The organism is Citrobacter sp. CF971 (assembly GCF_006385635.1).
Taxonomy (GTDB): domain Bacteria; phylum Pseudomonadota; class Gammaproteobacteria; order Enterobacterales; family Enterobacteriaceae; genus Citrobacter; species Citrobacter freundii.
Genome location: NZ_CP041051.1, coordinates 3,767,475 through 3,793,613, shown reverse-complemented (window position 1 = coordinate 3,793,613; position 26,139 = coordinate 3,767,475). Strand labels below are relative to the sequence as shown.

Here is a 26,139-nt window from a genome sequence, read left to right as displayed (position 1 = left end):
GCTAGAAACCCGACCAATTTTCTACCAATGTCACCTGAGAATCCAGTGAATCAGTTGTGTTGCCGGGAAAGGTAGATGTTTCTGTATTTTACCATAAATTTATATGATAGTTTTTTTAAGATAGCCAACAGACTGAACTTATTGATTTTTGTATCATAAGCAATGTAATTATTTGAGAAATTCAGCGTATGAACACCGTCACTGTGGTTGATCGATGAATTGATTTGTTCGATCAGATTCTCATCAAAGTTAATATCGTTAAGTGTAACTAGTTCTTTGATATAGATAGATTTTCCATAAGTTTCGGGCGTGCATTCCTGGGTGAGGAAGTACATTTTATTATCGACAAGATAAGGGGTACCAGCTCCTCGATGATGATGATTACTCACCTTTAATGTAGGGGTGATCCGCTGCCACTGACCATGAAGATGCTCTGCGGAATGAATAATTATTTTATTATCCATGGTGGTCGACAAAAGATAGCAAGTCTCATTTATTGAAAGAAAAATGTTATCTGTGACTTCGGTGTCAGAGAGTAGAACTTTAATTTTCTTCCAGCGCGCAGGAAACTCTACCGACTGGAACAGGAGCACTTCTTTTCTTTCTGATGATTCCGGGATCATGAAGAGTTGATTGTTGATATTAATCAGGAAAGGAAATGACAAATGACACCTCAGGTCGTCAAATCCTTCAAGTTTCACATCATCAATTTCAGTTAGTTCACGATCAAGAATGCGGCAGCGGAGCGTGCCTTTCGAGTTGCGGAAGCTAAAAGCTTCATAAAAAACATACAGTTTGTCGTCTTTTTCAATAAGAAAAGGATCGGCCTGAAACGTATATTTCTTTTTTAACTGCTGCGCAGCAGATTTATTCAATATTTCCAGCGTGTTATCAGGAAATAAGTGTGTACCATGATCCTTAATAATCATGATATCCCACGACTCATGATAGAATAACATGTTTATTATTCTTTTTATTTTCGCTTGCATTCGTACCTGCTCCTTTTTATCGCTTGCACCATGTATGAACAGCTACTTGCGGGGCAGCTCATGAGACTTGTCGCAATGTCGCAATGTCGCAATGTCGCAATGTTGTATGAATGTGCGAAAACCGCGTGGTAACACCTGCGGTTATTTTAATGTTAGTGACAAGGATGTTTTTTGTCCATAGCACCAAAGTAGGTAAAAATTATCCAGAGCATCCTTGCTCCAGTGGAGGAATTACTCGAAATGCACTTGCGGGTTTTCTGCAAGGGAAACGTAGGTTTTGCTGTTTTTATCCAGGGTACGGATTTCACCGCTTTCGATGTCATATACCCAGCCGTGCAGACGAAGAGCATTATTTCTCAGTCCAACCGCGACACAAGGATGCGTTTTAATGTTGTTGAGCTGCGCGATAACGTTCTCTTCCACCATGGCGTTAACTTTATCGATTGGGTTAGCCCAGGTTTTTTTCTCGACCACGGCTTTCGCGGCATCGGCATAGTGCAGCCAGTGAGCCACAGCAGGCATCGGATCCAGAGGCTGGCTATCGGCGATGGCTTTCATCGCGCCGCAGTTGGAGTGTCCGCAGATGACGATATCCGTCACGCCAAGTGCCACAACCGCGTATTCGATGGTTGCGGATACGCCACCCGGTTCCGGGCCGAAAGAGGGGACGATATTACCGGCGTTGCGGATAACGAAAAGCTGTCCGGGATCTTGCTGAGTAACGAGTTCTGGCACCAGGCGGCTATCGGAACAGGAGATGAAAAGCGCTTTAGGATTTTGGCTGGATGCCAGGCTGCGAAAGAGTTCCTTGCGTTGAGGGAAAATCTCTTTTTGGAAGTTGAGGAAGCCCTCAATGATATGTTGCATAGCAGTGTCTCTTTTCTCTGTTTAAGCAGGTTATGATGAAGATCACACTTTCCAGTTTAACACCAGCCGACAGAAGAGAAAGACTTTATAGCAGTTCTGCAACATCTTTGGCTAACTTTTCTCCACCGCGGCGAGGCGAATAGCGTGATGTGTGCTATGTGCTTTCCCTTTTTTGCCAATAAATCGGAGTTGTAGCGATAGCCAGTATTCACGCGATACCGTACATTTTTATATGTATCCACATTTTAAGGAATCATCATGTCCAGACTTCGTGCTTTAGCAACAGCTTTAGTCGCCGTTGCCGCGATGACGATGTGCGCCACCCCAGTATTGGCCAACCCCGGTAATGGCAACGGCAATGGTAATAGTGGCAACCATGGAAATAGTAGCAATCATGGTAATAGCGGGAATAAGGGCAATAGCCAGAAAGGCAATTCGCAGGCAGAACAACGTAAAAATTATGGTAAGCCGGACCATGTTGATAGTGACATCAGCTATAACGTGGCCAGACAGTATGCCGTCAGATATGGTTTGACGGGCTATAAGTCACTGCCTCCGGGTATCGCCAAAAATCTGGCGCGAGGAAAGCCGCTTCCTCCGGGGATCGCTAAGAAAAGTGTTCCATCCTCTATGCTGAACCAATTGCCGTATTATCCAGGTTATGAATGGCAGGTTGTGGGCGACAATCTGGTGTTGATTGCACTGAGTACGGCGATTGTCACCGCGGTAATTAATGGTGTGTTTGATTAAGTATTTTCGGGCTTAATTTGCTCTGTTCTACCGATGAGAAGCCCGCGTTGTGCGGGCTTCTCAGTTAATAAGGAAAGCTTACAGTCCGTACAGTTTTATTTTTCTATAGAGCGTGGCAATGCTGATCCCCAGTTCTGTCGCGGCTTGCTTTTTCCCCTCAACGCTTGAGCCGAATCGCTGGATGACGTTTTCGATAGCCTCCCTTTCCGCCTGTTTTCCTTTGCTGGCAAGCTGTCGGGGTTGCGCGGTCATCGTCGTTTTTCTACCGTCAGCGGCGGTAAGCAGGTAAGGGGGAAGATGGCTGGCGTTGATCCCAGCGGCTTCTCCGCGCATCACAAAAATGTATTCGATCACGTTGCGTAATTCACGAATGTTGCCCGGCCAGTGCCAGGCATAAAGGCGATTAATAACGTCATCAGGCAGTTTTTGCGGTGGTCGCTGGTAACTGACCGAAAACTCATCGGCAAAATACTGTGCGAGGACTGCAATATCAGCCCGGCGTTCACGCAGGGAAGGAAGTACCAGAGGGACTACGTTCAGGCGATAGAAAAGATCTTCACGAAACTGATTATTTTCCACCATCGCGTTAATGTTTTTGTTAGTTGCGGCAATAATGCGCACATCAATATTGATGGTGTTATTAGAGCCAACGCGGGTGATCGCCTTTTCCTGCAATACCCTGAGCAGCTTGGCCTGCAGGTGTAGTGGCATATCGCCAATCTCATCCAGAAACAGGCTGCCGCCGTTGGCCAGTTCAAATTTCCCCATTCGCCCTTTAGGATCAGCCCCGCTGAATGCGCCGCGAACATAACCAAACAGTTCGCTTTCCAGCAGTTGTTCTGGGATAGCCGCGCAGTTGATTGTTACGAAAGGCGCGGCTTTACGGGGACTGCTCTGGTGAATGGCAAATGCCACGACCTCTTTCCCCGAGCCACTTTCCCCGGTGATGAGCACGCTGGCGTAACTGTTGGCGATTTTACCTATGGTACTTCTGAGCTGTTCCATTGAGGGAGAGTGACCAATTAGTCGTACCTGTATGTCGGACTCATAAGGGGATGGAGTAAGGTTACTCAGGTAGTCGTGTGCATCACGAAAGATAACCATGGTTAAGCGATCGTTATCCTGTGAGGAGAGCGAAATTTGTTTGCACAGTACATGATGTTTCTGACCTTCAAGCGTCAGCCACGCTTCTTCATCGCCATACAGGCTGTCCCCGGTTGTTTCAATGGTCAGAGGTAATCCCTGAACCTCACGGTTGAGGATGCGATCGGCTGAATGATTGGCATGCCAGATAAGACCCTTGCCATCAATCGCTACCACGCCGCGGTCCATGGCATCGATCAGACGCCGAAATGCGCCAAGCGTTTCCTGTGCGCGTAAACGTTCCAGGCATTCAAAGACCTTACTGGAGATCATTACGGCGATTTGCTCAATAAAGGTGACAAATTTATCAATCTGGCTCAGTAACGTGTCACGCTGTGCCTGGGTTGAGCAAATAATCCCGATCACGCCAATCACGCGATTATTGAGAAAAATAGGTGCGTTCAAATCCAGCATTTCAGAACAGTAGTGGTGTTTTTCACATAACTGACACAGCGGATGTTCGCCGGGGTTTTTGATCAGTACCGTTTCTCGCACCTGCAATACGTGACGATAAATGTAGCCATTTTTGGCCACATTCTCATTGAGCATATGTCGGTATTTCCCGGTACCCGCGATGCGCATTAAAGATTCATCAATGATTTCAACGTCCGTGCCCGTTATGCCAGAAATAGCGTCGGCGTAATTGCATATATCATCCTGAATATTGCTGAGTACTGAAATCATGGTACTTCTCCGGCGGTGTGTCACATTTCTCAAGGAAAATGATAAATAGGCGAAACAATGCAAAAATGATTTGCGAAAAATCAATCTACCACGCTGTTTTTGAATGTTTTTCTTATTTTATCTTCCGCGATCACACTATTTATCAATGATGAGAATTTATCAAAACGAGGCGATAAACTGAGGCATTGATATTTTCGGTTGTCAATTTCAAATTTCATTTAATTTATTGAAATTAAAGCCTTTATTAAAATATTTATAAGAATTTACTCAATTCATAAAAAGCTGGTAAGTATTTTGCTCTATTGCCAATACCGATAACGGAAATATCTCTGTATTGCACCGATTACAGGGAATGAAATACCAGGACAATGAGGTTTTATGATGCAGGAAAACTTATCATTTTTTATCAACCAGACACCGTTTACCGAACATCCGAACGCGCCGCTGGCACCGTTTAGCCGCCAGGAACTGGTAAAAGCGTTGAATTTTCATCGGTCTATTCCGGGCTACGCGCCGACGCCGCTGTATACGCTACCGGCGCTTGCACAAAAACTGGGCGTAAAAAATATCTACCTCAAAGATGAATCTCAGCGTTTTGGCCTGAAAGCCTTCAAAGCGCTGGGTGGCTCCTATGCGATGGCGTGCCATATCGCTGAATTGGTTGGTAAGGATATCAGTGAACTGCCGTTTGACGTGATGACCAGCGAAGAGGTTCATCACGATCTGCAAACTGTCACGTTTGCTACCACCACTGATGGCAACCACGGTCGCGGCGTGGCATGGATGGCGCGCCAACTGAAGCAAAACGCCGTGGTTTATATGCCGAAGGGCTCTTCGCAGCAACGTCTGACTTCTATCCGTAACGAAGGTGCTACCGCTGAGATCGTCGATATGAACTATGACGATGCGGTTCGTATGACCGCGGAGCAGGCCGAAAAGTATGGCTGGATTGTCGTGCAGGATACCGCCTGGGAAGGATACGAAAAGATCCCGCAGTGGATTATGCAGGGCTACGGCACGCTGATGCTCGAGGCGATAGATCAGCTGCATCAGGTTGCGCCGACTCACATTTTTGTGCAGGCAGGCGTCGGCTCGTTTGCCGGCATGGTTCAGGGAATGGTGACGGCAGCCTGGGGGGAGAATCGCCCGAAAGTAATCGTCGCCGAAGCGTTAATTGCCGATTGCCTCTACCGCTCAGCCCGTTCGAAAGAGGGGGATGCCATTGCGGTGGGCGGTGATTTACAAACCGTGATGGCCGGTCTCGCCTGCGGTGAGGCGAACAGTATCGGCTGGAAACTGCTGCGCGACTATGCCAACGCATTTGCTTCCTGCCCTGATGAAGTTGCAGCGTTAGGCATGCGCATGTTGGGCAACCCGCTGGCAGGCGATCCACAGATTATTTCGGGTGAGTCAGGTGCGGTTACTACCGGTCTGCTGGCACTGTTGATGACCTCACCTGAACTGGCGCAAACGCGTGAGCAACTGGGGCTGGATGCGCACTCTCGTGTGCTGTTAGTCAGCACCGAAGGGGATACCGACCCGCAACAATATCTGGATATTGTCTGGGGCGGACAGTACCCGGGCATCAACAAATAATTCCCTGATTAAGAGATATAACGGAGAAACCCATGTTATCTGCAAACCGCATTGAAGAAGTCATTAAAAACTGTCAGGCGCTGATCCAACAAAAAAGTTATTCCGGTCAGGAAGGGGAAGTGGTTAATGCCATAAAAACAATGATGCAGCATTACCAATTCGATGACATCCACGTTGATAAGTACGGCAACATTGTTGGCGGTATTGTCGGCAACCAGCCAGGGAAAACGTTGGTTCTCGATGGTCATATCGATACCGTACCGGTGAATGAAGAGAAGTGGTCCCGCAACCCATACGGCGGCGATATTGAAGATGGCAAAATTTATGGTCGCGGCACAACTGACATGAAAGGTGCCGTGGCGGCGATGATCTCCGCCGTGGGCTTTTTCGGTCAGGACAATCAGCGAAATTTTGCCGGGAAAATCTACGTTGCGTGCATCGTGCATGAAGAGTGTTTTGAAGGTATTGCCGCTCGCCTGGTCAGCGAGCGCTATAAGCCAGACTACGTGATCATCGGTGAAGCTTCCGAGTTAAACCTGAAAATTGGTCAGCGTGGCCGCGCTGAAATTGTGGTCGAAACCTTTGGTAAACCCGCGCACTCCGCTAACCCGCAGGCGGGGATTAACGCGGTGTACAAAATGGCGCAATTGATCGACAAAATTCGCACGATTACGCCGCCAACGCATCCGGTTCTGGGGCCAGGCATTCTGGAACTGACCGACATTAAATCTTCGCCGTACCCGGGGGCCTCGGTGGTACCGGATTACTGTCGCGCAACCTACGATCGCCGTTTGCTGGTGGGTGAAACCAAAGAAAGCGTGATTGCTCCGCTGGAAAATGCGCTTGCGGAACTTATTGCTCAGGATCCGCAGTTTAAGGCCCGAGTGTCCTACGCGGTGGGTCAGGAGTCTTGCTATACCGGCGCCACGATTGAGGGAGAGCGGTTCTTCCCAGGCTGGGTGTACGACGAGTCCGACGAATTCGTGCAGGCAGCGTTGGCGGGCGTTCGTGAGGCTGGCTTTAATCCAACCATTACGCAGTACTCATTTTGTACCAACGGTAGCCACTATGCGGGCGAAGCGGGAATCAAAACCATCGGCTTCGGTCCTTCACGAGAAAACCTGGCACACACCATTGATGAGTATATCGAGATCGAGCAATTAACCGGCTCGGCCAGCGGCTATTACAGCATTATCCAGACACTCTATCGCCAATAAAAATAAAGATAACCACCTCTTACCTTACAGGCGGTGTAGCTCAGCAGCACCGCCATGGAGAATAACGATGAAAACCATTTTCAAAAACGGAAATGTAATTGATGGGACGGGCAGTGAAGGCAGAATTGCCGATGTGATGGTTGATGAAGGACGTATTGTCGCAATCGGCCAAATTGAGGTTGGCGTTAATGAGCAGGTTATTGATGCAACAGGAAAAATAATTTGTCCTGGCTTTATTGATACCCATACGCACTCTGACCTGTCAGCCATTATTAACCCCGCTCTGTCGGCAAAAATTCGTCAGGGTATCACCACCGAACTGTTGGGCCAGGATGGCGTCGCCTTAGCGCCGCTACCGGAAGAATATATTCCAGCCTGGCGTAAAAATATCGCCGGACTGGACGGTGACACCGACAAAATTGACTGGAAATATAAAAATACAGACGGTTATCTCAATCTGCTGGCATCGCGTCATCCGGCGACAAACCTCGCGTATTTAGTTCCTCATGGCAACGTGCGCATGGAAGCGATGGGCCTGGATGGGCGTCCTTCGACCCGTGAAGACGTGGCGAAGATGTGTGAGGTCCTTGAGCGAGAGTTAAAAGCCGGGGCATTTGGACTTTCCACTGGTCTTATCTATATGCCTTGCGCCTTTGGTGATACTGCCGAAATGATTGAACTGTGTAAGGTCACGGCGAAATATGACGGGATTTTTGTGGTGCATCAGCGCAGTGAAGCTGACGATATTATCAACTCAACCCAGGAACTGATTGATATCGCCACAGCCACCGGCGTCTGGCTGCATATTTCGCATATGAAGGTTTGCGGCAAGAAAAACTGGGGGCTGATCGACCAAATGCTGGGCATGCTGGAACAGGCGCAGGAAAAGGGGATTCGTATCTCTTTCGACCAGTATCCGTATGTGGCGGGCAGCACGATGCTCGGCGTGATCCTGCCGCCCTGGGTTCACTCCGGTGGTACGGACAAATTACTTGAGCGTCTCGCCTCGCCCGAACTGCGCGCCAAAATGATTGACGATATTCAGCAGGGCATTCCTGGCTGGGATAACTTTATCGATTTTGCCGGTTTGGACCAGATTTTTGTCACCAGCGTGAAAACGGCAAAAAATCAGGATGCTGTCGGTTTGAACCTCGTCCAGTTGGGCGAGCTGCGTGGAAAAGATCCGTACAACGCCACCTTCGATCTGCTCTTTGAAGAGGAAAACGCCGTGGGGATGGTCGACTTCTACGGTACCGAAGAGCACGTGATTAAGTTTCTCTGTCGACCTGAACAAAACGTCTGTACCGATGGCTTGATGGGGGCTGGCAAACCGCACCCGCGCGTGTTTGGCGCATTCCCTCGCGTGCTCGGTAAATATGTCCGTGAAGAGGGATGTCTGAGCTGGGAAGCGGCAATCCGCAAGATGACGGGGAAACCTGCTGAAGTATTGGGTTTGCAGGATCGCGGACTGCTGAAGGTCGGTTATGCAGCGGATATCGTGATGTTCGATCCGAACACAATTGCGGATAAAGGCACTTTTGTTGAACCCAATCAGTACCCGGAAGGGATTGAAATTGTCATGGTTAATGGGCGCATTGCCTTAATCAATGGCACGGAAAGTTATGCCTGTAGCGGTACGGTTATTAGAAAACAATATTAATAAATAACGCTAAACACGCATGGATCTATCGCGACTATTTATGGCCGCGGTAGATCACTACACCCTAAGGACATCACAATGAACCTACAAACGTCTTTACCTTCAGGTAAACCCAAGACCTGGAAAGCAAGATATACCGTCCTGACACTGATCTGGCTGGCGTGGCTGCTCTCTTTTCTCGACAGAATGGTGATGAGCGTTTCACTCCCTTATATTGGCAAAGATTTAAATCTTGATACGACTCAACAAGGTTTAATTATTAGCGCCTTTTTTATTGGTTATGCCGCGTTTCAAATTCCCGGAGGATTACTGGCGGATAAGTTTGGCTCGCGAAAAATCATGGCCATTGGTATTGCATGGTGGTCTGTGTTCACCAGCTTAACCGGCGCTGTGCTGACGCTGCCGCTGATGTTAGCAGTACGTTTCTTCTTTGGTATCGGTGAGGGATGTTTCCCGTCGGCCTCATGGAAGATGATATCAACCTATTTCCCGTCGAAAGAACGTGGCCGCGCCACGGCGATTCAGTCAACGGTAAACACCTTAGGCCCAGCGCTGGCGGTAGTCGTGGCGGCAAGCATCATCGGGGCATTTGGCTGGCACATGGTTTTTATCGTGCTGGGTATTCCCGGTCTGTTTATCGCCGCAGGTATCTACTTATTTACGCGTGACAACCCGAAAGATCACCCTGCCATTACGCAACAAGACCTGGCGGAGCTGGCTGCTGACAACCAGGGGAGCCTGCAAAACACCAGTGCTATCGCGTTTAAAGACGTACTCAAAATGCCGGTGCTCTGGCAAATGGCCAGTATCTGGTTTTTGTTTGATATCACCTTCTGGGGTTTTTCAACCTGGCTGCCAAGCTACCTGATTACCGTACGAGAGTTTTCTCTGGCAAAGACCGGTGTCATGGCGGCCATTCCCTTCCTGTTCGGGGCCGGTGGAACATTATTAGGCGGTTATTGCTCAGATAAATTCAAACCCCAGCGTAAAACGCTGTATGTCGTAACCTCTGTTATTGCCGCGGGTTTCCTGTATCTGACCTTCAGCGTGAGCAGTGCAGATATGGCGGTGGTTTATCAGTGTATTTCAGCCTTGTTCATGTTCTTCGCTATGGCAACGTTCTGGGGTATTCTGATGGATACCATTCCCAGCAACATCATGGGGCGGGCATCCGGTATTGTTAACTTTGGCGGCCAGATGGCAGGGGTTGTATCAGCGCCCATCATCGGCTGGTTGATCCAAAGCAGCGGCGGAAGCTATAACAGCGCCTTTATCTTTATGATCGCCGCACTGTTGTGTTCTGCCGTCGTTACACTGACTGTGAAAAGCTCGCATGCAGTAGAGGCATTGCCCAGTAAAGCCTGATTAATCGCTGCCTCCCTGTGGCACTGCTGCTCCAGAGCTGCGGGGAGTTTCTCTCTAAATTCAGCAGGTTTGTACTCTTGTTCTCCATATTTGACCTGGTATGAAATTTATTTTTAGATAGCTATTCGCATATCCCCCCTTGCAGTTCTGATGAACAATATGCCGGTTATATGTCCCAAATCATTAAGAATAAATCATAATAAATGAGAGATTTGTCCTACGCGTGTAGGAATATTCCTTTTATGTTGTGTTAATGGTTTGATATTTAGATAGGCTCAAGGTTTAAAATTTGTAAATTACAGTGTTGCGTTTATACTTTGTTCTGCATTTTTATAAAAAATGAATAAAATATACGCGTGATTATGTTAGGATTTACCTGATAAAGCCTTATTTTCAGAAACTATAATGTTGAAGGCTCGCCTACTCTACAGCCATCGCCTCTCTTTATTTATCGGGATTCTTATACGCAATGAACGCGATAATCGTTGACGATCACCCATTGGCACGCATTGCCATCCGCAACTTACTCGATACTAATGGTATCGCTGTGACCACCGAACTCGACAGCGGAGATCAAGTGGTTCAAACCGTTGAAAAAACTAAGCCGGAGCTGTTGATTATCGATGTAGATATTCCCGGTATCAGTGGCATCGAAGTGCTGGAGCAGCTGAGAAAGCGGCACTATGCTGGTGTAATCATTATCATTTCAGCCAAAAATGAATTTTTTTACGGCAAACGTAGCGCCGAATACGGTGCCAACGGATTTGTGAGTAAAAAAGAAGGTATGAATAATATTCTTGCCGCAATCGAAGCAGCAAAAAATGGCTATAGCTATTTTCCCTTTTCCCTTGAGCATTTTACTGGTTCATCCGTCAGCGAGCAGGATAAGCTTGTGATCTTGACCCTCCATCTCCGAACAGCTTTTGTATCTTAAGTTAACGATGTCCGCTGCCGCCGGTATTCCCTCGGGGAGTGATATCCCAGCGCGCTGTGCGGGTGGTTTTCATTGTAATGCGTGAACGCTACTGCAAGGTTTCGCAGTGCTGTTCTCACATCCGGTTTTGGCATGAACGCGATATAGTCTTCTTTCATCGTTTTCACGAACCGTTCGGCCATGCCATTACTCTGCGGGCTGCTCACCGCTGTTGTGCAGGGCTCCAGATTCAGCTCTCTCGCGAACCTCCGCGTTTCATACGCGGTATACGCTGAACCGTTATCCGTCAGCCACTGCACCGCTGTGTCGGGCAACCTGTCGCCGAAGCGCTTTTCCACCGACCTCAGCATCACATCCTGCACGGTCGAACTGTCATAGCCTCCCGTGCTTGCTGCCCAGTCTATGGCCTCACGGTCGCAGCAGTCCAGCGCGAACGTTACCCGCAGTTTTTCGCCGTTGTCGCAGCCGAACTCGAAGCCATCTGAACACCAGCGCATATCGCTTTCTGCCACCGCTATCTTGCCCTTATGTTCACGCTTCGGTCGCTCTGGTTTGTGATGCAACAACAACAGGTTATGCTCGCTCATTATCCTGTAAAGCCGTTTGGCATTCACAGGTGGCTGTCCCTCTGTGCGACGTTGCTTGCGCAGGATGCCCCACACGCGTCGATAACCATAACTCGGCATATCGCTGATAATGTTGAGGATAGCCGACAGTATTTCTGCGTCTGCTTCTTCATTACGCCGGTTACAGCGCCTGTCCTGCCAGTCGGCAGAACGGTTAATCCGCAGTGACAGTTGCGCACGCGACACGCCCATGGTCCGGCTGACCATGGCTATTCCCCGTCCTTTGGCAACAAGGGCGCGTGCGCTATCCATTTTCGCGACTGACCGTACTCCACGGCTTCTTTCAGGATCTCAACTTCCATCGTTTTCTTGCCCAGAAGGCGCTGAAGCTCCCGGACCTGCTTCAGAGCAGCAGTAAGCTCAGAAGCAGGAACGACTTCCTCTCCAGCCGCAACGGCGGTGAGGCTGCCTTCCTGATATTGCTTCTTCCACTTAAACAGCAGGCTGGGCTGGATACCATGCAGGCGGGCGACATGGGAGACATTCATACCCGGCTCCATCGTCTGCTGGATAATGGCGATCTTCTCCTGAGGAGTTTTACGTTTACGGACTTCTTGCCCTAACAGGATCCCGGTCATCTCAAAATTGGCGTTAGTGTTAGACATATATTCAAGCCTATCTCTTATCTGGAGATACAGCTACTGTCCGGTGTTTCAGGGGGCTACATCAAGCAGGATAAGCTTGATACGTTGTCGAATCAGGAAATGAGAGTATTGCGTTATATCCTTAATGGCATGGATTACAGCTCAATTGCCAGCAAAATGAATATCAGTAATAAAACAGTGAGTACCTATAAAAGCCGGTTGATGGAAAAATTAGATTGTTCATCATTAATGGAAATTTATGATTATGCGCAGAGAAATAAAATAGGATAGAGTAATGCTGGAACGCTTGTTTATTTTTTTGATGGTCATATTTACCATCGGGTTGTCTACGGGTGTAAGCTCAGCTCGGCAAGTTGAGCTAAAAAGTAACTATAATACTTCAGTACAAAATATCAGCTTGAACAGGGAAGAAACAAACTGGTTAGCGCATAAAAAAACCTTGGTTGTTGGTACCTGGTTACCTGAAGTCTCCCCCATTGTTTATCAAAATAGCGGCGAATATTATCGGGGAGTCAACGCAGATTACCTCGCGTTAATGCAAAAGAACCTCAATCTAAAAATCATTATAAAGCAGTATGATAATGAGCAAGAGGCGCTGGCCGCGCTCGCCAGTAACGATGTTGATACACTGATTACTCAACTGTCCCGACGCCAGGATGTTGGCGGAAATTTGTTGCGTACTTCGGTATTGCTGACGACGTGGCCGACGCTTGTAACATCGCTAAAAAACACTATGCTGCCGCTGACCACGAACCATCAGGTTAGCGTCGCGTGCGTGCGGGATTGCCCTTTTCTCGATGTTATCCAGGGGGCCTTTCCTGAGGCTAAAGTCTCATTTTATGACGACGAGTATCAGGCCATGGCCTCGGTAGTGAATGGTGATAACCAATATTATATTGGTAACAATATCACCAGCAGCCATTGCATCTCTCGATACTTCTCACAATCACTGGTTATTACGCACTACTTTGATAAGCAAGAACAATATAATTATTTTGTCGTTAACGAAGATCAGCTTGTATTAAGAAATATTCTTGATGGTTTCATTACGTTAATCAGTAATGAAATTCATATGCAAGTCATGCAGAACTGGCTGAACCGCGGCAACCTTGCTTATCTGAATGCACCTATACCTTTCACCGCTCAGGAAAAAGCGTGGTTGAAGAAAAAGCATGTCATCCGCATTTTAATCAACCCAGATTACCCACCCTATACGCTGGTCGATCGCAGCGGTGAATTACGCGGTATTCTTGGCGATTTACTGAATATTATTCATCTGCAAACGGGGCTCGATTTTGAACCCATTTTAGCTAGCTCTAAAAGTGAGCAGACAAAGCAAATAAGCGGCGAACAGTGGGATATGTATCCCACTATCACGCTCACTCATCAAAACCCGCACAATTCGACCTTTAGCGATCCTCTGATGAATGTGGCATTTGTGATGATCACTTCCCGTGAGGAAACCGCCGACTCGCTACTGGAGAAGCCGATTCGTATTGCGCTACCTGCCGGGCATGTGCTGGAAAGCGAGCTGAAGCAACGCTATCCGCAGGCCACCTGGGTTAATGCTGATACTAGCAGTGTTGCGATGGTCATGGTCAAGGAGGGCAGTGCTGATGCGGCAATTGCTACCGAATTGTCAGCAAGGTTTATGGTCGATCATTACTATCAGAAAAATATGCACTTTTTTAGGCTTCCAGATATGCCTGGTGCCTCTGTAAGTTTTGCGATTTCTTCTCACGAGCCTATGTTGAAGTCTGTTATGGATAAAGCGCTACAGGCCATACCGCCACGTGAGATTTTGCAGATGACGGAGAAGTGGTCGAAAATTTCCAATACGCAGGTTGATTTATGGAGTCGATATAGCAAACAGTTCTATCAACTGGGGATATTCGCGCTGCTGCTGATAGCGATTAGCCTGATCTGGGGGATCTCACTCTCCCGTGAGGTAAAGAAAAGGAAACTATCTCAGCGACTACTGGAAGAGCAGCTTCATCTCAAAGAGGCATTATCTCAAGAACTGGAAAACGAAAAGAATAAAGCGATTGAAGCAACCAAGGCCAAAAGTCGCTTTCTGGCGAGTATGAGCCATGAATTACGTACCCCGGTAAGTTCGATTGTTGGCTTTGTGGAATTACTGTCGAGTTCAGAACTCAGCCCGGCACAGCGAAAAGAGGCGATTGCCCTTACCGGGGCGACAGCCCAGTCATTGCTTGGGCTGATCGGTAAGATTCTGGATCTGGATAAGATTGAGTCTGGTAAATACCAGGTTGTTCCTCAATGGACGGATCTCTCGCAGCTCATTGAATTGCAGTGCCACTCTTTCGATGCTTTAGCCAGACAGAAAGGTATTACGCTGGCTTGCGTTAGCCAGTTGCCGGCAAACGAACGGGTATTTGTCGATCAGCAGGCTTTGCGGCAAATTCTCACCAACTTGGTAGGTAATGCGTTGAAGTTTACCGAGCAGGGCAGTATTCATGTGACGACCCGTTTGACGCCTGACGGGGAGAATCACGGTACCCTGACCATTGCCATTAGCGACACCGGTTGCGGGATTAGTGAAGAGGAGCAGGCGGGGCTGTTTCATCGTTACGCTCAGGGGCGTTGCGGGCGTCAACAAACCGGTTCCGGTCTGGGGTTATTTATCTGTAAAGAACTGGTGACGCTGATGGGCGGGACGCTGGAGTTGATGAGCGTCCCGTTGCAAGGAACCACGTTTACCATAACGCTGCCGGTTGAAACTGCTCGACAGTCGATTGTACCGGATGGCGATGCGCCTGGTACTCTGTTACCGCTTCCGTGTCTGTCTATTTTGATTGCAGACGACAACCCAACCAATCGCCTGCTGCTTAAGCGACAGTTGAATGCCATTGGCTACAACGTGGATGAAGCGTGTGATGGGGAGGAAGCAGAAGCAAAACTGGCGAAAAAATCGTACGATCTGCTGATAACCGATGTAAATATGCCGAAAAAAGACGGATTTGATCTCGCGGCTTCGCTACGTCGTCAACAGCCGAATTTACAAATATGGGGACTGACGGCCAGCGCACTTCCACAGTCACGCGATCGATGCCTGCAAAATGGTATGAATTTGTGCCTGTTCAAGCCTGTGTCGATTCAGACACTGACACATGAGTTGAGTAAAATCGAAACCGGTTATTCGTCTCCTTGTTCAATCCGGCATTTGAAATTCAATGTGTTGACGGAGAATACCGGCGGCGATCGCGCACTAATGAACGAGATTCTCGAGACATTTCGCGAGGCAACGCTGAATGATATACAAGCGGCTGAGAAAGCTGTTCTGCAAGATGAACCTCAGCTGTTTTTGCGCGCTCTTCACCGGTTGCATGGCTCGGCGCAAATTCTGGGCATCACTGCGCTACAAAACCTGTGCGAACCTTTCGAATCCAGACGACCTGACGATCTTCCTCTGGCAGTACGCCAGGAGGCATTGCAGAAGATTATTGCTGTTATGCGGGAAATTGAGATTGAGATAGACAGTCTGATTAGCCATTAATCCCCCTGATCGGGTGGCCGTAGCTGCCCGATCAGGAGAGAAAGTCCTGGTTCAACACTCCGTAGTGCTGAGTATTACTGGCCTGCGCCGATCATCTCACTATCGATCACAATACCTTCTTCAGCACCTTTTAACGCAAGGTTTGCTTCATAATACTTACCGGAAGACAGCAGTTTTTGCGCGCTGGCAACGGCTTTACGAGTCTGATTCAGGGGCATCAGGTATTGGGTCTGAAGCACGCTGATACCAGCCAGTTGCAGGGTATCCACTGCACCTTTCCAGTCGCCTTTGGCCATTTTGCCATTCGCTGTTTTGATAGCGGATTCTTTGGCTGGAGTGGCAATATAGTCTTCTGACAGCGCGATCGTAGCGTTAATAACCACGTACTGATCGTCAATCATCTTGGCTTTAGGCGCAGTTTTTACAAATTTCGCCCAATCTTTGCTGTCGCCTGCCAGCAGGGAAGCGGCGTCATCGGTTAATTTTTTAGCGCTTTCAGGCTGTCCATGAAACAGGGCCAAACGAGCAAGCTGAATATCACGCATCGCATTTGCGCCTTGCACTGCGACCTGCATAATATCGGCAGCTTCTTTTTGAACATTTGCGGTAGTAGCTTGCGCCGGAGTGGTTGTGGTAGCAGTAGCAGCCATCACTGGTGCTGAACCCATCATGGTTGCAAGCACACCCGCAAGAATAATCTTTTTCATTACTTTCTCCTGAATAAATTTGGTATATGTCACCAAACGCAATAAGCATATTAAATAATGTTAAAGAGCGAAATCAGAACCACGATAGAATAATGACCGTTTAATCTTACAAGTGTCAGATGTCTGACATGTGTAGGAATATACGCATAGCGACATTCTCTTGTTCTTATATACGCTTCCTTAGCGGAAGTCTTATCATTCCATTGTAAGTAACATATGTTGAGTGAGTAATAATTCTTGTGTCAACAGGTTACATTGCGTTTATGTATAACGGAGGATGTATGTTTGTTTTTAATCAGCGTAGCCTGAGAGCGTTTAATGAAAAAACACTCGTTCATTATAAAAAGCATGCGACGATTATGGCGGTGTTGATGTTGATTTGTGGCATCTGCTGCTTGATTTATCCGATTGCTGCAGGTGTTTATTTAAGCTATGCAACTGGCTTTATGTTTCTGGTATGTGGTTTCTATTCTATTTATAGCCTGTTTAGCTCAAGTAAAAAGCAATTGAAAGCCAAATTTACCTATGCCTTTTTTGCTATCGCGTGGTTACTGCTGGGTTACTGTTTCCTGGTGAATCCTGTGATAGGTATGAATTCATTGGCAATGGTATTTTGCTGCCTGTTTATTCTGGGGGGTATTTTTCGTATCGCATCTGGGGTCAAACTGTTCCACAGTCCGGGTTATGGATGGAACATTTTTATTGGTATTTTTGACCTGCTTATTGCCGGTGTGTGGCTGAATATGGATCCCGACAGATCGTATGTATTTACCTCAATCTTTATTGGTGTCGAGATGATCTTTAGTTCTTTAGCTTTTATCAGTCTGCGTAGAAATGCGACGCTGGTAAAAACTGATAAGCTCGCCGATAAAAATTAATGCTACCTCTGGAGCGCATAGTGAATATTAAGATGATGGTTTCTGCAGCTATTCTTGTGACCTCTGTTATGGCGCCAATGACCCGTGCTTTTGCTACTCAGGCAACGGAAGCTGCGCCACAAGATATGACCTGTAAAGAATTCGTTGATATGAGTCAGCAATACAAGACGGCAATTGCCTTTGTGATTGTTAATAAAAATTCGGACTTTAAAGGCGATGATTATGTTCCCCTGCATGAGGTGGAAACGGAAGCTGTACCGAAAATGGTTAAAATGTGTCATCAGCATCCGAATACAAAACTGGGTGAACTGGCTGTAAATTTGAAAGGTTCCGGTTTGCACTATTGATTAACCGTTTTGATAGCCTGGCTTTAGTTAGAATTGACAACCTCTGTACCTGCCCCAGTTGTTCCCCTACAAGAAAATCTGCGTAATGTTTACCCCGCTATCCACGAGAAACTCGCTGGATAGCCGTGCCCGCTAATAACTGTAGACCTGGCAAATGAAGTCCCATCCCTGGATTTAATAATCTAAACCCAGGGATAGGGCAGGGGATCAACGTCGAGCTTTAAATCGCGCTAACGTATTTTCAACGAGTACAAAGAATACTGGAACAAAATAGATCGCCAGTACCGTCGCGGCCAGCATCCCACCGATAACCCCCGTACCGACGGCATTTTGCGCGCCAGAGCCCGCGCCGTTGCTTATTGCTAGTGGAATTACCCCCAGGATGAAGGCCAGTGAGGTCATCAGAATAGGACGTAAGCGCATTTGCGCGGCTTCCACCGCGGCCTCAAGCGGCGTTTTCCCTTCTTTCTGCATAATCTCGACGGCAAACTCGACGATCAAAATAGCATTTTTAGCCGATAGCCCCATCGTGGTGAGTAGGCCGACCTGGAAATAAACATCATTGCTCAGGCCGCGCAGATCGGTGGCCAGCAACGCGCCGACCACCCCGATTGGCACAACCAGCATCACCGAGAAAGGGATCGACCAGCTTTCATACAGCGCCGCCAGCGCCAGAAATACGACGATCAGCGAAATGCCGTACAGCATTGGTGCCTGGTTTGTGGATAGCGCCTCCTGATAAGACAGGCCGGTCCAGGCATAACCGACGCCTGCGGGCAGTTTATTAATCAGCGATGCCATAAATTTCATCGCATCACCGCTGCTTTTCCCTTCTACCGGCTGGCCCAGAATTTCCATTGCTGGCTGACCATTGTAGCGTTCAAGGCGTGGAGAGCCGTAGGTCCACTCGGTTGATGAGTAGGCGGAAAGCGGGGTCATCGCGCCATAGGCATTACGTACATACCAGTGATTAATATTATCAGGCAACATACGGAATGGCGTATCGGCCTGGACATACACTTTTTTTACGCGCCCCTGGTTCAGGAAATCATTGACATAGCGACTACCGAACGCGGTGGAGATGGTCTGATTAATATCCGATAACGCAACGCCCATAGCTTCAGCCTTTTTGGCGTCGACGTGAATGCGGAACATCGGCGTATCTTCCAGGCCGTTTGGGCGCACCCCGTCGACCTCACCTGAGGACTGATTGGCCAGAGCCAAAAGCTCGTTTCGGGCCTGCATCATTTTTTCATGCCCAAGATTACCGTTATCTAGCAACTCCATATCAAACCCTGATGCGGTGCCCAATTCCGCGACCGCGGGTAAATTGAACGGATAAACGACGGCATTATTGATGGTACTTAAGGCCATCATTGCCCGTCGAATAATGGCGGTAACCGAGTTTTCTTCGCCAACGCGTTCTGACCACGGCTTCAGGCTGATAAACGCCAGGCCATTATTTTGTCCCTGACCGCTGAAACCAAATCCGCCGACGGTGAAAACAGAAGCAACGTTTTTCTGTTCTTTCGTCAGGTAGTAGTCCGTTATTTCCCCGAGCACTTTGCTGGTGTTCACCATCGTTGAACCTGAGGGCAATTGCGCCGTGGTCATGAATACCCCCTGGTCTTCTTCAGGCAAAAAGGAGGTCGGCGTACGTAAAAACAGCACCATCATGCCCGCGCCAATGACTAAGTAAACGACCATGTAACGGCCCGTGCAACGTAACAGTTTTCGGGTGCTGTCCGTGTAGTGCTGAGTGCATTTCTCCATGAAATGATTGAATTGGGTAAACAGAAAATGCGTATTTGCCTGCTCGTCATCATGTGCTTTTAACAGCATGGCGCAGAGTGCTGGCGTCAGGCTCATCGCCACAAACACCGACAGCAGCATGGAGGAGATCAAGGTGATGGAAAACTGACGGAAAATTTCTCCTGTCGCGCCGCTCATAAATGCCATCGGCATAAATACGGCGGATAACACGACGGCAATACCAACCAGCGCCCTCTGGAGCTGGCCCATTGCTTTATGCGTTGCCGCTTTTGGAGACAAGTGCTCTTCAGCAATAATACGTTCTACGTTCTCAACCACCACGATAGCATCATCGACTAACAACCCTATCGCCAGCACCATGCCAAACATCGTGAGCGTATTAATCGAAAAACCGGCGACGTCGAGAATGGCAAAGGTGCCGAGGATAACCACCGGAACGGCGATAGTGGGGATAAGCGTCGCACGAAAACTTTGCAAAAACAGGTACATGACGAGGAATACCAGAATGATTGCCTCGATCAAAGTATGAAAAACACCCTGAATCGAAATTTCGATAAACGGCGTGGTGTCATAGGGGTAAACGGTTTTCATGCTGGCCGGAAACCAGGCTGATAATCTGTTCAGCTCTTGTTTAACAGCCTGGGACGTTTCAAGGGCATTGGCGCCTGCGGCAAGTTTAATCGCAATCCCGGCGGCGGGTTTGCCGTTGTAACGTGCAACCGTGGCATAATTTTCCGCACCCAGCTCAATGCGTGCGACATCGCGCAGCAGAATCTGAGAACCATCTTGCTGAACTTTAAGGAAGATCTTGCCAAATTCATCGGTTGTTTGCAGACGCGTCTGGACGATTATCGACGCATTTAACTGCTGATCGGCTGACTGAGGCATGCCCCCCAGTTGCCCGCCAGATATCTGATTATTCTGTACTTTGAGCTGGGTAATGACGTCCTCGGGAGTGAGGTTATACTTGTCGAGTTTTTGCGGATCCAACCAGATGCGCATGGCGTATTGCGAACCGAATAACTGCACGCTCCCCACCCCGGCAGTGCGGCTTAGCGGATCTTTAATGTTTGAGGCTACATAGTCGGCAATATCATATTGGCTCAGGCTGTTATTATCAGAGATAAAACCGGCGACCATTAAGATATTGCTGCTGGATTTATCAACGCTGATCCCTTGCTGTTGTACTTCCTGTGGCAAGGAAGGCATCGCCAGCTGCAGTTTATTCTGTACCTGAACCTGCGCAATATCGGGTGACGTACCCGTTTTGAAGGTCAGGATAATCGAGGCATTACCTGCCGCATCGCTGGTGGATGACATATACATCAGGCCATCAAGACCATTCATATTCTGTTCAATCACCTGGGTGACGGAGTCTTCAACGGTCTTTGCATCTGCCCCGGGGTAGGCCGCGCTGATGGTAATGGTTGGGGGCGCAATTTGTGGATATTGGGCGACTGGCAGGTTCATTATCGCGATACCGCCCGTAAACATCATGATAATAGCGAGCACCCAGGCGAAAACCGGGCGCTCAATAAAAAAGTTGGCCATAAAGAAAGTGTCCTTAATACCTGAAATATTACTGTTCAGCTACCGTGTCAGGTGTGTTCAGTTTTGAAGGGAGGACCCGGGCTTTGCTTCCCGGACGAATTCTTTGTAATCCGGACACAATGACCCGATCGCCGGGGCGTAATCCCGCGGTCACTAACCATTGATTACCAACGGCCTTCACTGCGTTTATTTCACGCAGTTGCACTACGTTTTCCTGGTCAAGGATCAGCGCGGTGGCTTTTCCTTGTTCGTTGTGCGTAATTCCTTGCTGGGGGACCATCAACACGTTTTGTTGACTGCCTTCGTCCAGCAACGCAGTGACATACATGCCGGGTAAAATTTCACCTTCAGGATTGGGAAATACGGCGCGCAGGGTTACCGAACCGGTGGTCTCATCAACAGCGGGATCGGAAAACTCAAGCGTACCGGTATGGCGATAGGGTTTGCCGTTTTCCAGCATCAGCTCAACCGGAATTCTGCCTTGTTGCTGGGCAATTTTGCCGTTGGCTTTCTCTTCTTTCAGGCGTAAGAAGTCCTGTACTGACTGCGTTAAATCAACATAGATAGGATCTAATCTCTGAACGGTGACCAGTGAGTTTTCCTGATTAGCAGTAACCAGGGCACCCACGGTCACGGAAGATTTGCCGCTAATGCCATCAATGGGCGAGGTAACATTGGCGTATCGAAGATTAATGGTGGCTTGTTCAAGATCCGCTTTAGCGACGGCAACATTGGCTTGCGCTTCATTAAGCTGTGAACGCGTGGTGTCATAGTCCTGGCGGCTGACGTAATTAGATTTTATTAATGCTGACTGCCGATTTAGTGTCAGACGAATATTATTGGCGGTAGCCTGTGCCTTTGCCAACGCGCCTTTGGCTGAGTCCAGCCGTGCCTGCAGCGGGGCTGGATCAATTTGATACAGTGATTCTCCTTTGCTGACTTTATCACCTTCAACAAAGTTGCGTTTTGTGATGATCCCACTAACCTGAGGGCGGATTTCGGCGATCTCGAACGCAAGCGCGCGACCCGGAAGTTCACTTTTAATATTTACTGAGGAGGGGGCTAAGGTAACAACGCCGACCTCGGGCTCCATGGTGGTTTTTACTGCAGGTTTATTATCGCAGGCGGTGATGATGACGCTACTAAAGAATAATGGTATCAACAGTAAGCATTTTCTGTTCATAGTAATCCCTGAATAATGTGTAAACACAAATGTTCTTTTATTGCATGCAGGGTGGGGGAGTTGTCGGTAAATAACAAAAGATGGTCAGGCATGAGAAGGGTAAAGCCCATTTCTTCGCTAAAGAATTAGCGGTTAAAAATTATATGTAACAGGAAGAATGCATGTTAAGCGAAGGATCTCATGAAGCAGGATGGCGCAATAAGATAAACGCGGGGTAATGAGAAGGGTTGTTTGCCAACACCTGACTCCGGAATATAGTCGCGCCATCTTACCTCTGGGATTATTTCACTAGCTCCGGAGTTACCTGAGTTACTGTATTAGCGTAGTAAGGCGCTCCCCACATCGGCTCTGGCCAGAACGCACCGTAACCATAATCCCACATATTATAAGTGGTGTTGACAGACTCAGTTAAATGCCAAACCTGGATACCTTGTAAATCAACTTTAACAAAGTTGTACGGGACTTTGTTGATGAAACCTGACTCATCTCCTTGAATTGTTCCCAAAATAGTCACGAAATAGTTTCTGTAGTTTACCGGATCGAGGAAACCTTTCTGCTGGGCAAGAATACGTCCCTGATAGCTCGCGTCAATTTGTGGCTTAGCAGAGTCGTTCAGTGGCAAAACGGCGATTTCCAGCAACGTATCTTTTTTGGTGTTAATCACATTGATGACTTTACCGCCAAAACGGGCCTGCTGACCGGTATATAAACCGGGCTGGTTATGCACGGAGATAAAGTTTTTTTGGATATCGGGTTGATTATTACCTTTGATATTCTCAGGAATGGCGGCACATGATGCCAGGGTGAAAGCAAGGGCAATAATCATCAACCCTTTTGTATTTTTCATTTTACTTTCCTGCTTAAAAAAGACAGGGCTATAGTAAACCTTTGCGTATTATTGTCAGCACACGCATTGTTGATTATCTAAAATTAATATAATTGTAGCTCATGGTAATAACGGATTGTATTTTATCTGGTCGCTGAATGATGGCGATATTTTCAACGACCATAAAAGTAACTGCAGACATCACGATTTCACGTCACGCTGGCGGGAATGTAATAAAGCGGATCATCAATTTTCGCGGCGCTCATCAACCGACAGAATGATCGAGTTCATTACTCCCGTCACCTAGCCGGTAAGCCAGCGCCACGACTAGTGACTGTACCAGGCAAAGCGTTGCTGACTGGGAACGAAACGCGTCGACCTGCGCCTCTTTCACCACAAAGCAGAGATCGCTGAATGTTGCCAGCGGGCTTATCTGGCTGTCGGTAATCACGATCTGGCGCGCGCCGGCATTGGCCGCAGTTTCGCTGACCATCACCGTTTCTTCTGCATAAGGCGAGAAGCTTATCGACACCACGATATCGCGCGCTTTAATGCGGTTAATCTGCTCGCGCAGCATTCCGCCCATTCCGTCGAGCAAAATAGGGCGACACTCAAGATGGCTCAGGGCGTATGTGAGATAGGCGGCGACGCTAAACGAACGACGTAGACCGGCGATGTAAATGGTGTCGGCTTCTGCCAGCAATTGTACGGCGCGTTCCAGCATTTCAGGTTCGGCACGGGCTGCCAGCTGCTGGAGCGCTTGAGTATTCGAACGGGCGAACTCCTGCAGGATATCGAGTGGGGTTTCCGGCACGGCTTCGCTTTCCATCTCACGGAACATGCGCGCGCGGTCGCTGTAGCTGGCGGTTTCCTCCACCAGGTTCATACGAAACAGCTGTTTCATTTCGTTGAAGCCGGTGAAGTCAAAGGCATTGGCGAAGCGGATCAGCGTTGAGGGTGGAACTCCGGCACGTTCAGCAATGACGGCAACCGTATCAAAGGCCACGCTATTGGTATTATCCAGCACATAGCGGGACACCTGCTGCAGCCGCTTACTCAGGCTATCGTAGCGATCGCGGATTTGCTGCTGCAGCTCGTTCAGGCTGGTTGCTGTTGTCATTTTACCTCCTGGTACATAGTTTTATGATTCTAAACGCAAAACCGCGTCTTTGAAATGTCACTCATTCATCTGGCTGTAAAAACGAAACAAAAGCTTCAGGTTTGCCGTTCGCTGAAACGTTCTGCCAGTGCACGCTAATCATGCGATTCCGCTTGTTAACATAAAAACCCATCCTTGATCACATTAATCATTATTTATTTTATTTCAACTTAAAATGGAATGTTTGTTTCATATATAGTACACAGATAACAGTGTTCAGGTAACAGTCACGTATCAACAGCGAGAGGTTAAGGATGGAGACAGTAGCGAATTTTATCCACGGCGAATGTGTCACCGGTTCAGGCCAGCGCGTTCAGGCAATCTTCAACCCGGCCACCGGCGAGCAGATCCGCCAGGTGGTGATGAGTACGACACAGGAAACCGAGCAGGCCATTGCGGCAGCGCACGACGCATTCCCCGGGTGGGCGCGCCATTCTCCGTTAAAACGTGCGCGAGTGATGTTCCGCTTTAAGGCGCTGTTGGAAGAAAACATGGAGAGGCTGGCTCGCATCATCAGCGAAGAGCATGGCAAGGTGTTCTCTGACGCAGTTGGTGAGCTGACCCGCGGCCTGGAAGTGGTGGAGTTTGCCTGCGGCATCCCACATCTGCAAAAGGGCGAACACTCAGCCAATGTAGGCACCGGCGTCGATAGCCATTCGCTGATGCAACCTCTCGGGGTTTGCGTCGGGATCACGCCGTTTAACTTTCCGGCAATGGTACCGATGTGGATGTTCCCCATCGCGCTGGCAACCGGGAATACCTTTGTGCTGAAACCCTCGGAAAAAGATCCTTCTCTCGCCCTGGCTCTGGCGAAACTGCTGCAAGAGGCGGGCCTGCCGGACGGCGTGTTCAACGTCGTACAGGGAGATAAAGAGTCCGTCGACGTGCTGCTGACTGACCCGCGCGTGCAAGCCGTGAGCTTTGTCGGCTCTACGCCGATTGCGGAATACATTTATCAGACAGCGTCAGCCCACGGTAAGCGTTGCCAGGCGTTAGGTGGTGCTAAAAATCACTGCATTTTAATGCCGGATGCCGACATGGATATGGCGACCAACGCCATTATGGGGGCCGCTTACGGCGCGGCGGGTGAACGCTGCATGGCGCTTTCTGTCGTGCTGGCGGTGGGTGATAAAACGGCAGATGAGCTGTGCTCGAGACTGGAAAAACAGATTGCGGCGCTGCGTGTCGGGCCGGGGCTTGATCAGACACCGGAAAACGAAATGGGACCGCTTATCTCCTCGTTACATCGGAATAAAGTGCTCGGGTATATCGACAGTGGGGAATCTCAAGGAGCCAGTCTGCGCGTGGATGGTCGACGTTTTAGCGTTAAAGGCCATGAGCAGGGTTATTTTGTTGGGCCGACCCTGTTTGATAACGTCACGCCGGAGATGACCATTTATAAAGAAGAGATTTTTGGACCGGTGCTTTCTGTGGTGCGCGTAGCAGATTACAGCAGCGCGGTGGAACTGATTAACCGTCATGAATATGGTAACGGCACGGCAATTTTCACACGTGATGGCGGCTGTGCGCGTCGTTTCTGCGAAGAGGTGCAGGCGGGCATGGTGGGCGTTAACGTGCCTATTCCGGTGCCGATGGCGTTCCACAGTTTTGGCGGCTGGAAGCGGTCCATTTTTGGGGCGCTCAATGTTCACGGCAATGATGGCGTGCGCTTCTACACCCGGATGAAAACCGTCACCGCACGCTGGCCGGAGATGCTGCAGGACACAGGGGCAGCGTTCTCCATGCCAACGCTGGGCTGACA

At 48.6% G+C, this 26,139-nt stretch carries 18 protein-coding genes and 2 pseudogenes; 11 read left to right on the top strand and 9 right to left on the bottom strand.

Annotated features, from left to right (window positions below):
* Window positions 1-50: 50 nt before the first annotated feature.
* Together E6P06_RS21855 and E6P06_RS21850 are read right to left on the bottom strand one after the other, a co-directional pair.
* Entirely contained in the window at window positions 51-989 is a 939-nt protein-coding gene (locus E6P06_RS21855; protein ID WP_044713272.1) for a hypothetical protein, read from the bottom strand.
* 231 nt (window positions 990-1,220) lie between these two features.
* Complete coding sequence (locus E6P06_RS21850; RefSeq protein ID WP_003037157.1) at window positions 1,221-1,856, bottom strand: carbonic anhydrase; 636 nt, start codon at window positions 1,854-1,856, stop codon at window positions 1,221-1,223.
* 258 nt (window positions 1,857-2,114) lie between these two features.
* Here E6P06_RS21850 and E6P06_RS21845 point away from each other — a divergent pair, with 258 nt between their 5' ends.
* Window positions 2,115-2,606 carry an anti-virulence regulator CigR family protein gene (locus E6P06_RS21845; RefSeq protein WP_003037154.1) on the top strand — a complete coding sequence of 164 codons (492 nt, stop codon included), beginning with the start codon at window positions 2,115-2,117 and terminating at the stop codon, window positions 2,604-2,606.
* Window positions 2,607-2,684: 78 nt separating this feature from the next.
* On the opposite strand, the gene E6P06_RS21840 is transcribed toward E6P06_RS21845, so the two are convergent.
* On the bottom strand, window positions 2,685-4,433 hold the full coding sequence (locus E6P06_RS21840) for a sigma-54-dependent Fis family transcriptional regulator (protein ID WP_003839752.1): 1,749 nt from the start codon (window positions 4,431-4,433) through the stop codon (window positions 2,685-2,687).
* A 381-nt stretch (window positions 4,434-4,814) separates the two neighbouring features.
* On the opposite strand from E6P06_RS21840, the gene dpaL reads away from it, so the two are divergent.
* The 5 genes and pseudogenes from dpaL to E6P06_RS21815 form a co-directional block, all read left to right on the top strand.
* A complete protein-coding gene (gene dpaL / locus E6P06_RS21835) occupies window positions 4,815-6,029 on the top strand; it encodes a diaminopropionate ammonia-lyase (protein ID WP_139935916.1) in 1,215 nt (404 codons plus the stop codon).
* A 32-nt stretch (window positions 6,030-6,061) separates the two neighbouring features.
* On the top strand, window positions 6,062-7,246 hold the full coding sequence (locus E6P06_RS21830; RefSeq protein ID WP_003839756.1) for a YgeY family selenium metabolism-linked hydrolase: 1,185 nt from the start codon (window positions 6,062-6,064) through the stop codon (window positions 7,244-7,246).
* A gap of 67 nt (window positions 7,247-7,313) precedes the next feature.
* Window positions 7,314-8,906, top strand: coding sequence for an amidohydrolase family protein (locus E6P06_RS21825; protein ID WP_008321492.1), 1,593 nt, complete (start codon window positions 7,314-7,316; stop codon window positions 8,904-8,906).
* Window positions 8,907-8,984: 78 nt separating this feature from the next.
* Window positions 8,985-10,271, top strand: coding sequence for an MFS transporter (locus E6P06_RS21820; RefSeq protein WP_139935713.1), 1,287 nt, complete (start codon window positions 8,985-8,987; stop codon window positions 10,269-10,271).
* A 469-nt stretch (window positions 10,272-10,740) separates the two neighbouring features.
* Window positions 10,741-11,175: pseudogene (locus tag E6P06_RS21815) on the top strand (response regulator); the annotation flags it as partial.
* Window positions 11,176-11,201: 26 nt separating this feature from the next.
* Here the strand turns inward: E6P06_RS21815 and E6P06_RS21810 are convergent.
* Window positions 11,202-12,409 (bottom strand): IS3 family transposase gene (locus tag E6P06_RS21810; RefSeq protein ID WP_089617520.1). Its coding sequence is split into 2 segments (ribosomal slippage): window positions 11,202-12,088 and window positions 12,088-12,409, totalling 1,209 coding nucleotides; the frame shifts between segments, so codons are not numbered across the junction.
* A 90-nt stretch (window positions 12,410-12,499) separates the two neighbouring features.
* On the opposite strand from E6P06_RS21810, the pseudogene E6P06_RS21805 reads away from it, so the two are divergent.
* Together E6P06_RS21805 and E6P06_RS21800 are read left to right on the top strand one after the other, a co-directional pair.
* Window positions 12,500-12,706, top strand: a pseudogene (locus tag E6P06_RS21805) (LuxR C-terminal-related transcriptional regulator); the annotation flags it as partial.
* 4 nt (window positions 12,707-12,710) lie between these two features.
* The gene (locus E6P06_RS21800) at window positions 12,711-15,953 is read left to right on the top strand and encodes an ATP-binding protein (protein WP_139935712.1); all 3,243 of its coding nucleotides are present in this window, start codon (window positions 12,711-12,713) and stop codon (window positions 15,951-15,953) included.
* Window positions 15,954-16,027: 74 nt separating this feature from the next.
* Here E6P06_RS21800 and E6P06_RS21795 read toward each other — a convergent pair whose 3' ends face one another.
* Complete coding sequence (locus tag E6P06_RS21795; protein ID WP_139935711.1) at window positions 16,028-16,660, bottom strand: YfdX family protein; 633 nt, start codon at window positions 16,658-16,660, stop codon at window positions 16,028-16,030.
* A gap of 281 nt (window positions 16,661-16,941) precedes the next feature.
* On the opposite strand from E6P06_RS21795, the gene E6P06_RS21790 reads away from it, so the two are divergent.
* Together E6P06_RS21790 and E6P06_RS21785 are read left to right on the top strand one after the other, a co-directional pair.
* Window positions 16,942-17,538, top strand: coding sequence for a DUF308 domain-containing protein (locus E6P06_RS21790; protein ID WP_044699615.1), 597 nt, complete (start codon window positions 16,942-16,944; stop codon window positions 17,536-17,538).
* The gene (locus E6P06_RS21785; protein ID WP_008321512.1) at window positions 17,538-17,885 is read left to right on the top strand and encodes an HdeA/HdeB family chaperone; all 348 of its coding nucleotides are present in this window, start codon (window positions 17,538-17,540) and stop codon (window positions 17,883-17,885) included. Before E6P06_RS21790 ends, E6P06_RS21785 begins: the two co-directional genes overlap by 1 nt.
* A 207-nt stretch (window positions 17,886-18,092) precedes the next feature.
* Here E6P06_RS21785 and E6P06_RS21780 read toward each other — a convergent pair whose 3' ends face one another.
* From E6P06_RS21780 to E6P06_RS21765, 4 genes are all read right to left on the bottom strand, one after another.
* Window positions 18,093-21,209 (bottom strand): efflux RND transporter permease subunit, encoded by a 3,117-nt coding sequence (locus tag E6P06_RS21780; protein ID WP_139935710.1) that lies wholly within the window; start codon window positions 21,207-21,209, stop codon window positions 18,093-18,095.
* Between the two features lie 28 nt (window positions 21,210-21,237).
* Entirely contained in the window at window positions 21,238-22,392 is a 1,155-nt protein-coding gene (locus tag E6P06_RS21775; protein ID WP_139935709.1) for an efflux RND transporter periplasmic adaptor subunit, read from the bottom strand.
* A gap of 280 nt (window positions 22,393-22,672) precedes the next feature.
* Window positions 22,673-23,239, bottom strand: coding sequence for a Slp family lipoprotein (locus E6P06_RS21770; RefSeq protein WP_003845967.1), 567 nt, complete (start codon window positions 23,237-23,239; stop codon window positions 22,673-22,675).
* 244 nt (window positions 23,240-23,483) lie between these two features.
* Window positions 23,484-24,338, bottom strand: coding sequence for a MurR/RpiR family transcriptional regulator (locus E6P06_RS21765; protein ID WP_139935708.1), 855 nt, complete (start codon window positions 24,336-24,338; stop codon window positions 23,484-23,486).
* Between the two features lie 293 nt (window positions 24,339-24,631).
* On the opposite strand from E6P06_RS21765, the gene E6P06_RS21760 reads away from it, so the two are divergent.
* Window positions 24,632-26,137 (top strand): CoA-acylating methylmalonate-semialdehyde dehydrogenase, encoded by a 1,506-nt coding sequence (locus E6P06_RS21760; RefSeq protein WP_044713261.1) that lies wholly within the window; start codon window positions 24,632-24,634, stop codon window positions 26,135-26,137.
* The last annotated feature ends 2 nt before the right edge of the window (window positions 26,138-26,139 follow it).

Coding starts and splice junctions, on each gene's coding strand:
- E6P06_RS21855 (WP_044713272.1), bottom strand. CDS start 989: ATGCAAGCGAAAATAAAAAGAATAATAAACATGTTATTCTATCATGAG.
- E6P06_RS21850 (WP_003037157.1), bottom strand. CDS start 1,856: ATGCAACATATCATTGAGGGCTTCCTCAACTTCCAAAAAGAGATTTTC.
- E6P06_RS21845 (WP_003037154.1), top strand. CDS start 2,115: ATGTCCAGACTTCGTGCTTTAGCAACAGCTTTAGTCGCCGTTGCCGCG.
- E6P06_RS21840 (WP_003839752.1), bottom strand. CDS start 4,433: ATGATTTCAGTACTCAGCAATATTCAGGATGATATATGCAATTACGCC.
- dpaL (WP_139935916.1), top strand. CDS start 4,815: ATGCAGGAAAACTTATCATTTTTTATCAACCAGACACCGTTTACCGAA.
- E6P06_RS21830 (WP_003839756.1), top strand. CDS start 6,062: ATGTTATCTGCAAACCGCATTGAAGAAGTCATTAAAAACTGTCAGGCG.
- E6P06_RS21825 (WP_008321492.1), top strand. CDS start 7,314: ATGAAAACCATTTTCAAAAACGGAAATGTAATTGATGGGACGGGCAGT.
- E6P06_RS21820 (WP_139935713.1), top strand. CDS start 8,985: ATGAACCTACAAACGTCTTTACCTTCAGGTAAACCCAAGACCTGGAAA.
- E6P06_RS21800 (WP_139935712.1), top strand. CDS start 12,711: ATGCTGGAACGCTTGTTTATTTTTTTGATGGTCATATTTACCATCGGG.
- E6P06_RS21795 (WP_139935711.1), bottom strand. CDS start 16,660: ATGAAAAAGATTATTCTTGCGGGTGTGCTTGCAACCATGATGGGTTCA.
- E6P06_RS21790 (WP_044699615.1), top strand. CDS start 16,942: ATGTTTGTTTTTAATCAGCGTAGCCTGAGAGCGTTTAATGAAAAAACA.
- E6P06_RS21785 (WP_008321512.1), top strand. CDS start 17,538: ATGCTACCTCTGGAGCGCATAGTGAATATTAAGATGATGGTTTCTGCA.
- E6P06_RS21780 (WP_139935710.1), bottom strand. CDS start 21,209: ATGGCCAACTTTTTTATTGAGCGCCCGGTTTTCGCCTGGGTGCTCGCT.
- E6P06_RS21775 (WP_139935709.1), bottom strand. CDS start 22,392: ATGAACAGAAAATGCTTACTGTTGATACCATTATTCTTTAGTAGCGTC.
- E6P06_RS21770 (WP_003845967.1), bottom strand. CDS start 23,239: ATGAAAAATACAAAAGGGTTGATGATTATTGCCCTTGCTTTCACCCTG.
- E6P06_RS21765 (WP_139935708.1), bottom strand. CDS start 24,338: ATGACAACAGCAACCAGCCTGAACGAGCTGCAGCAGCAAATCCGCGAT.
- E6P06_RS21760 (WP_044713261.1), top strand. CDS start 24,632: ATGGAGACAGTAGCGAATTTTATCCACGGCGAATGTGTCACCGGTTCA.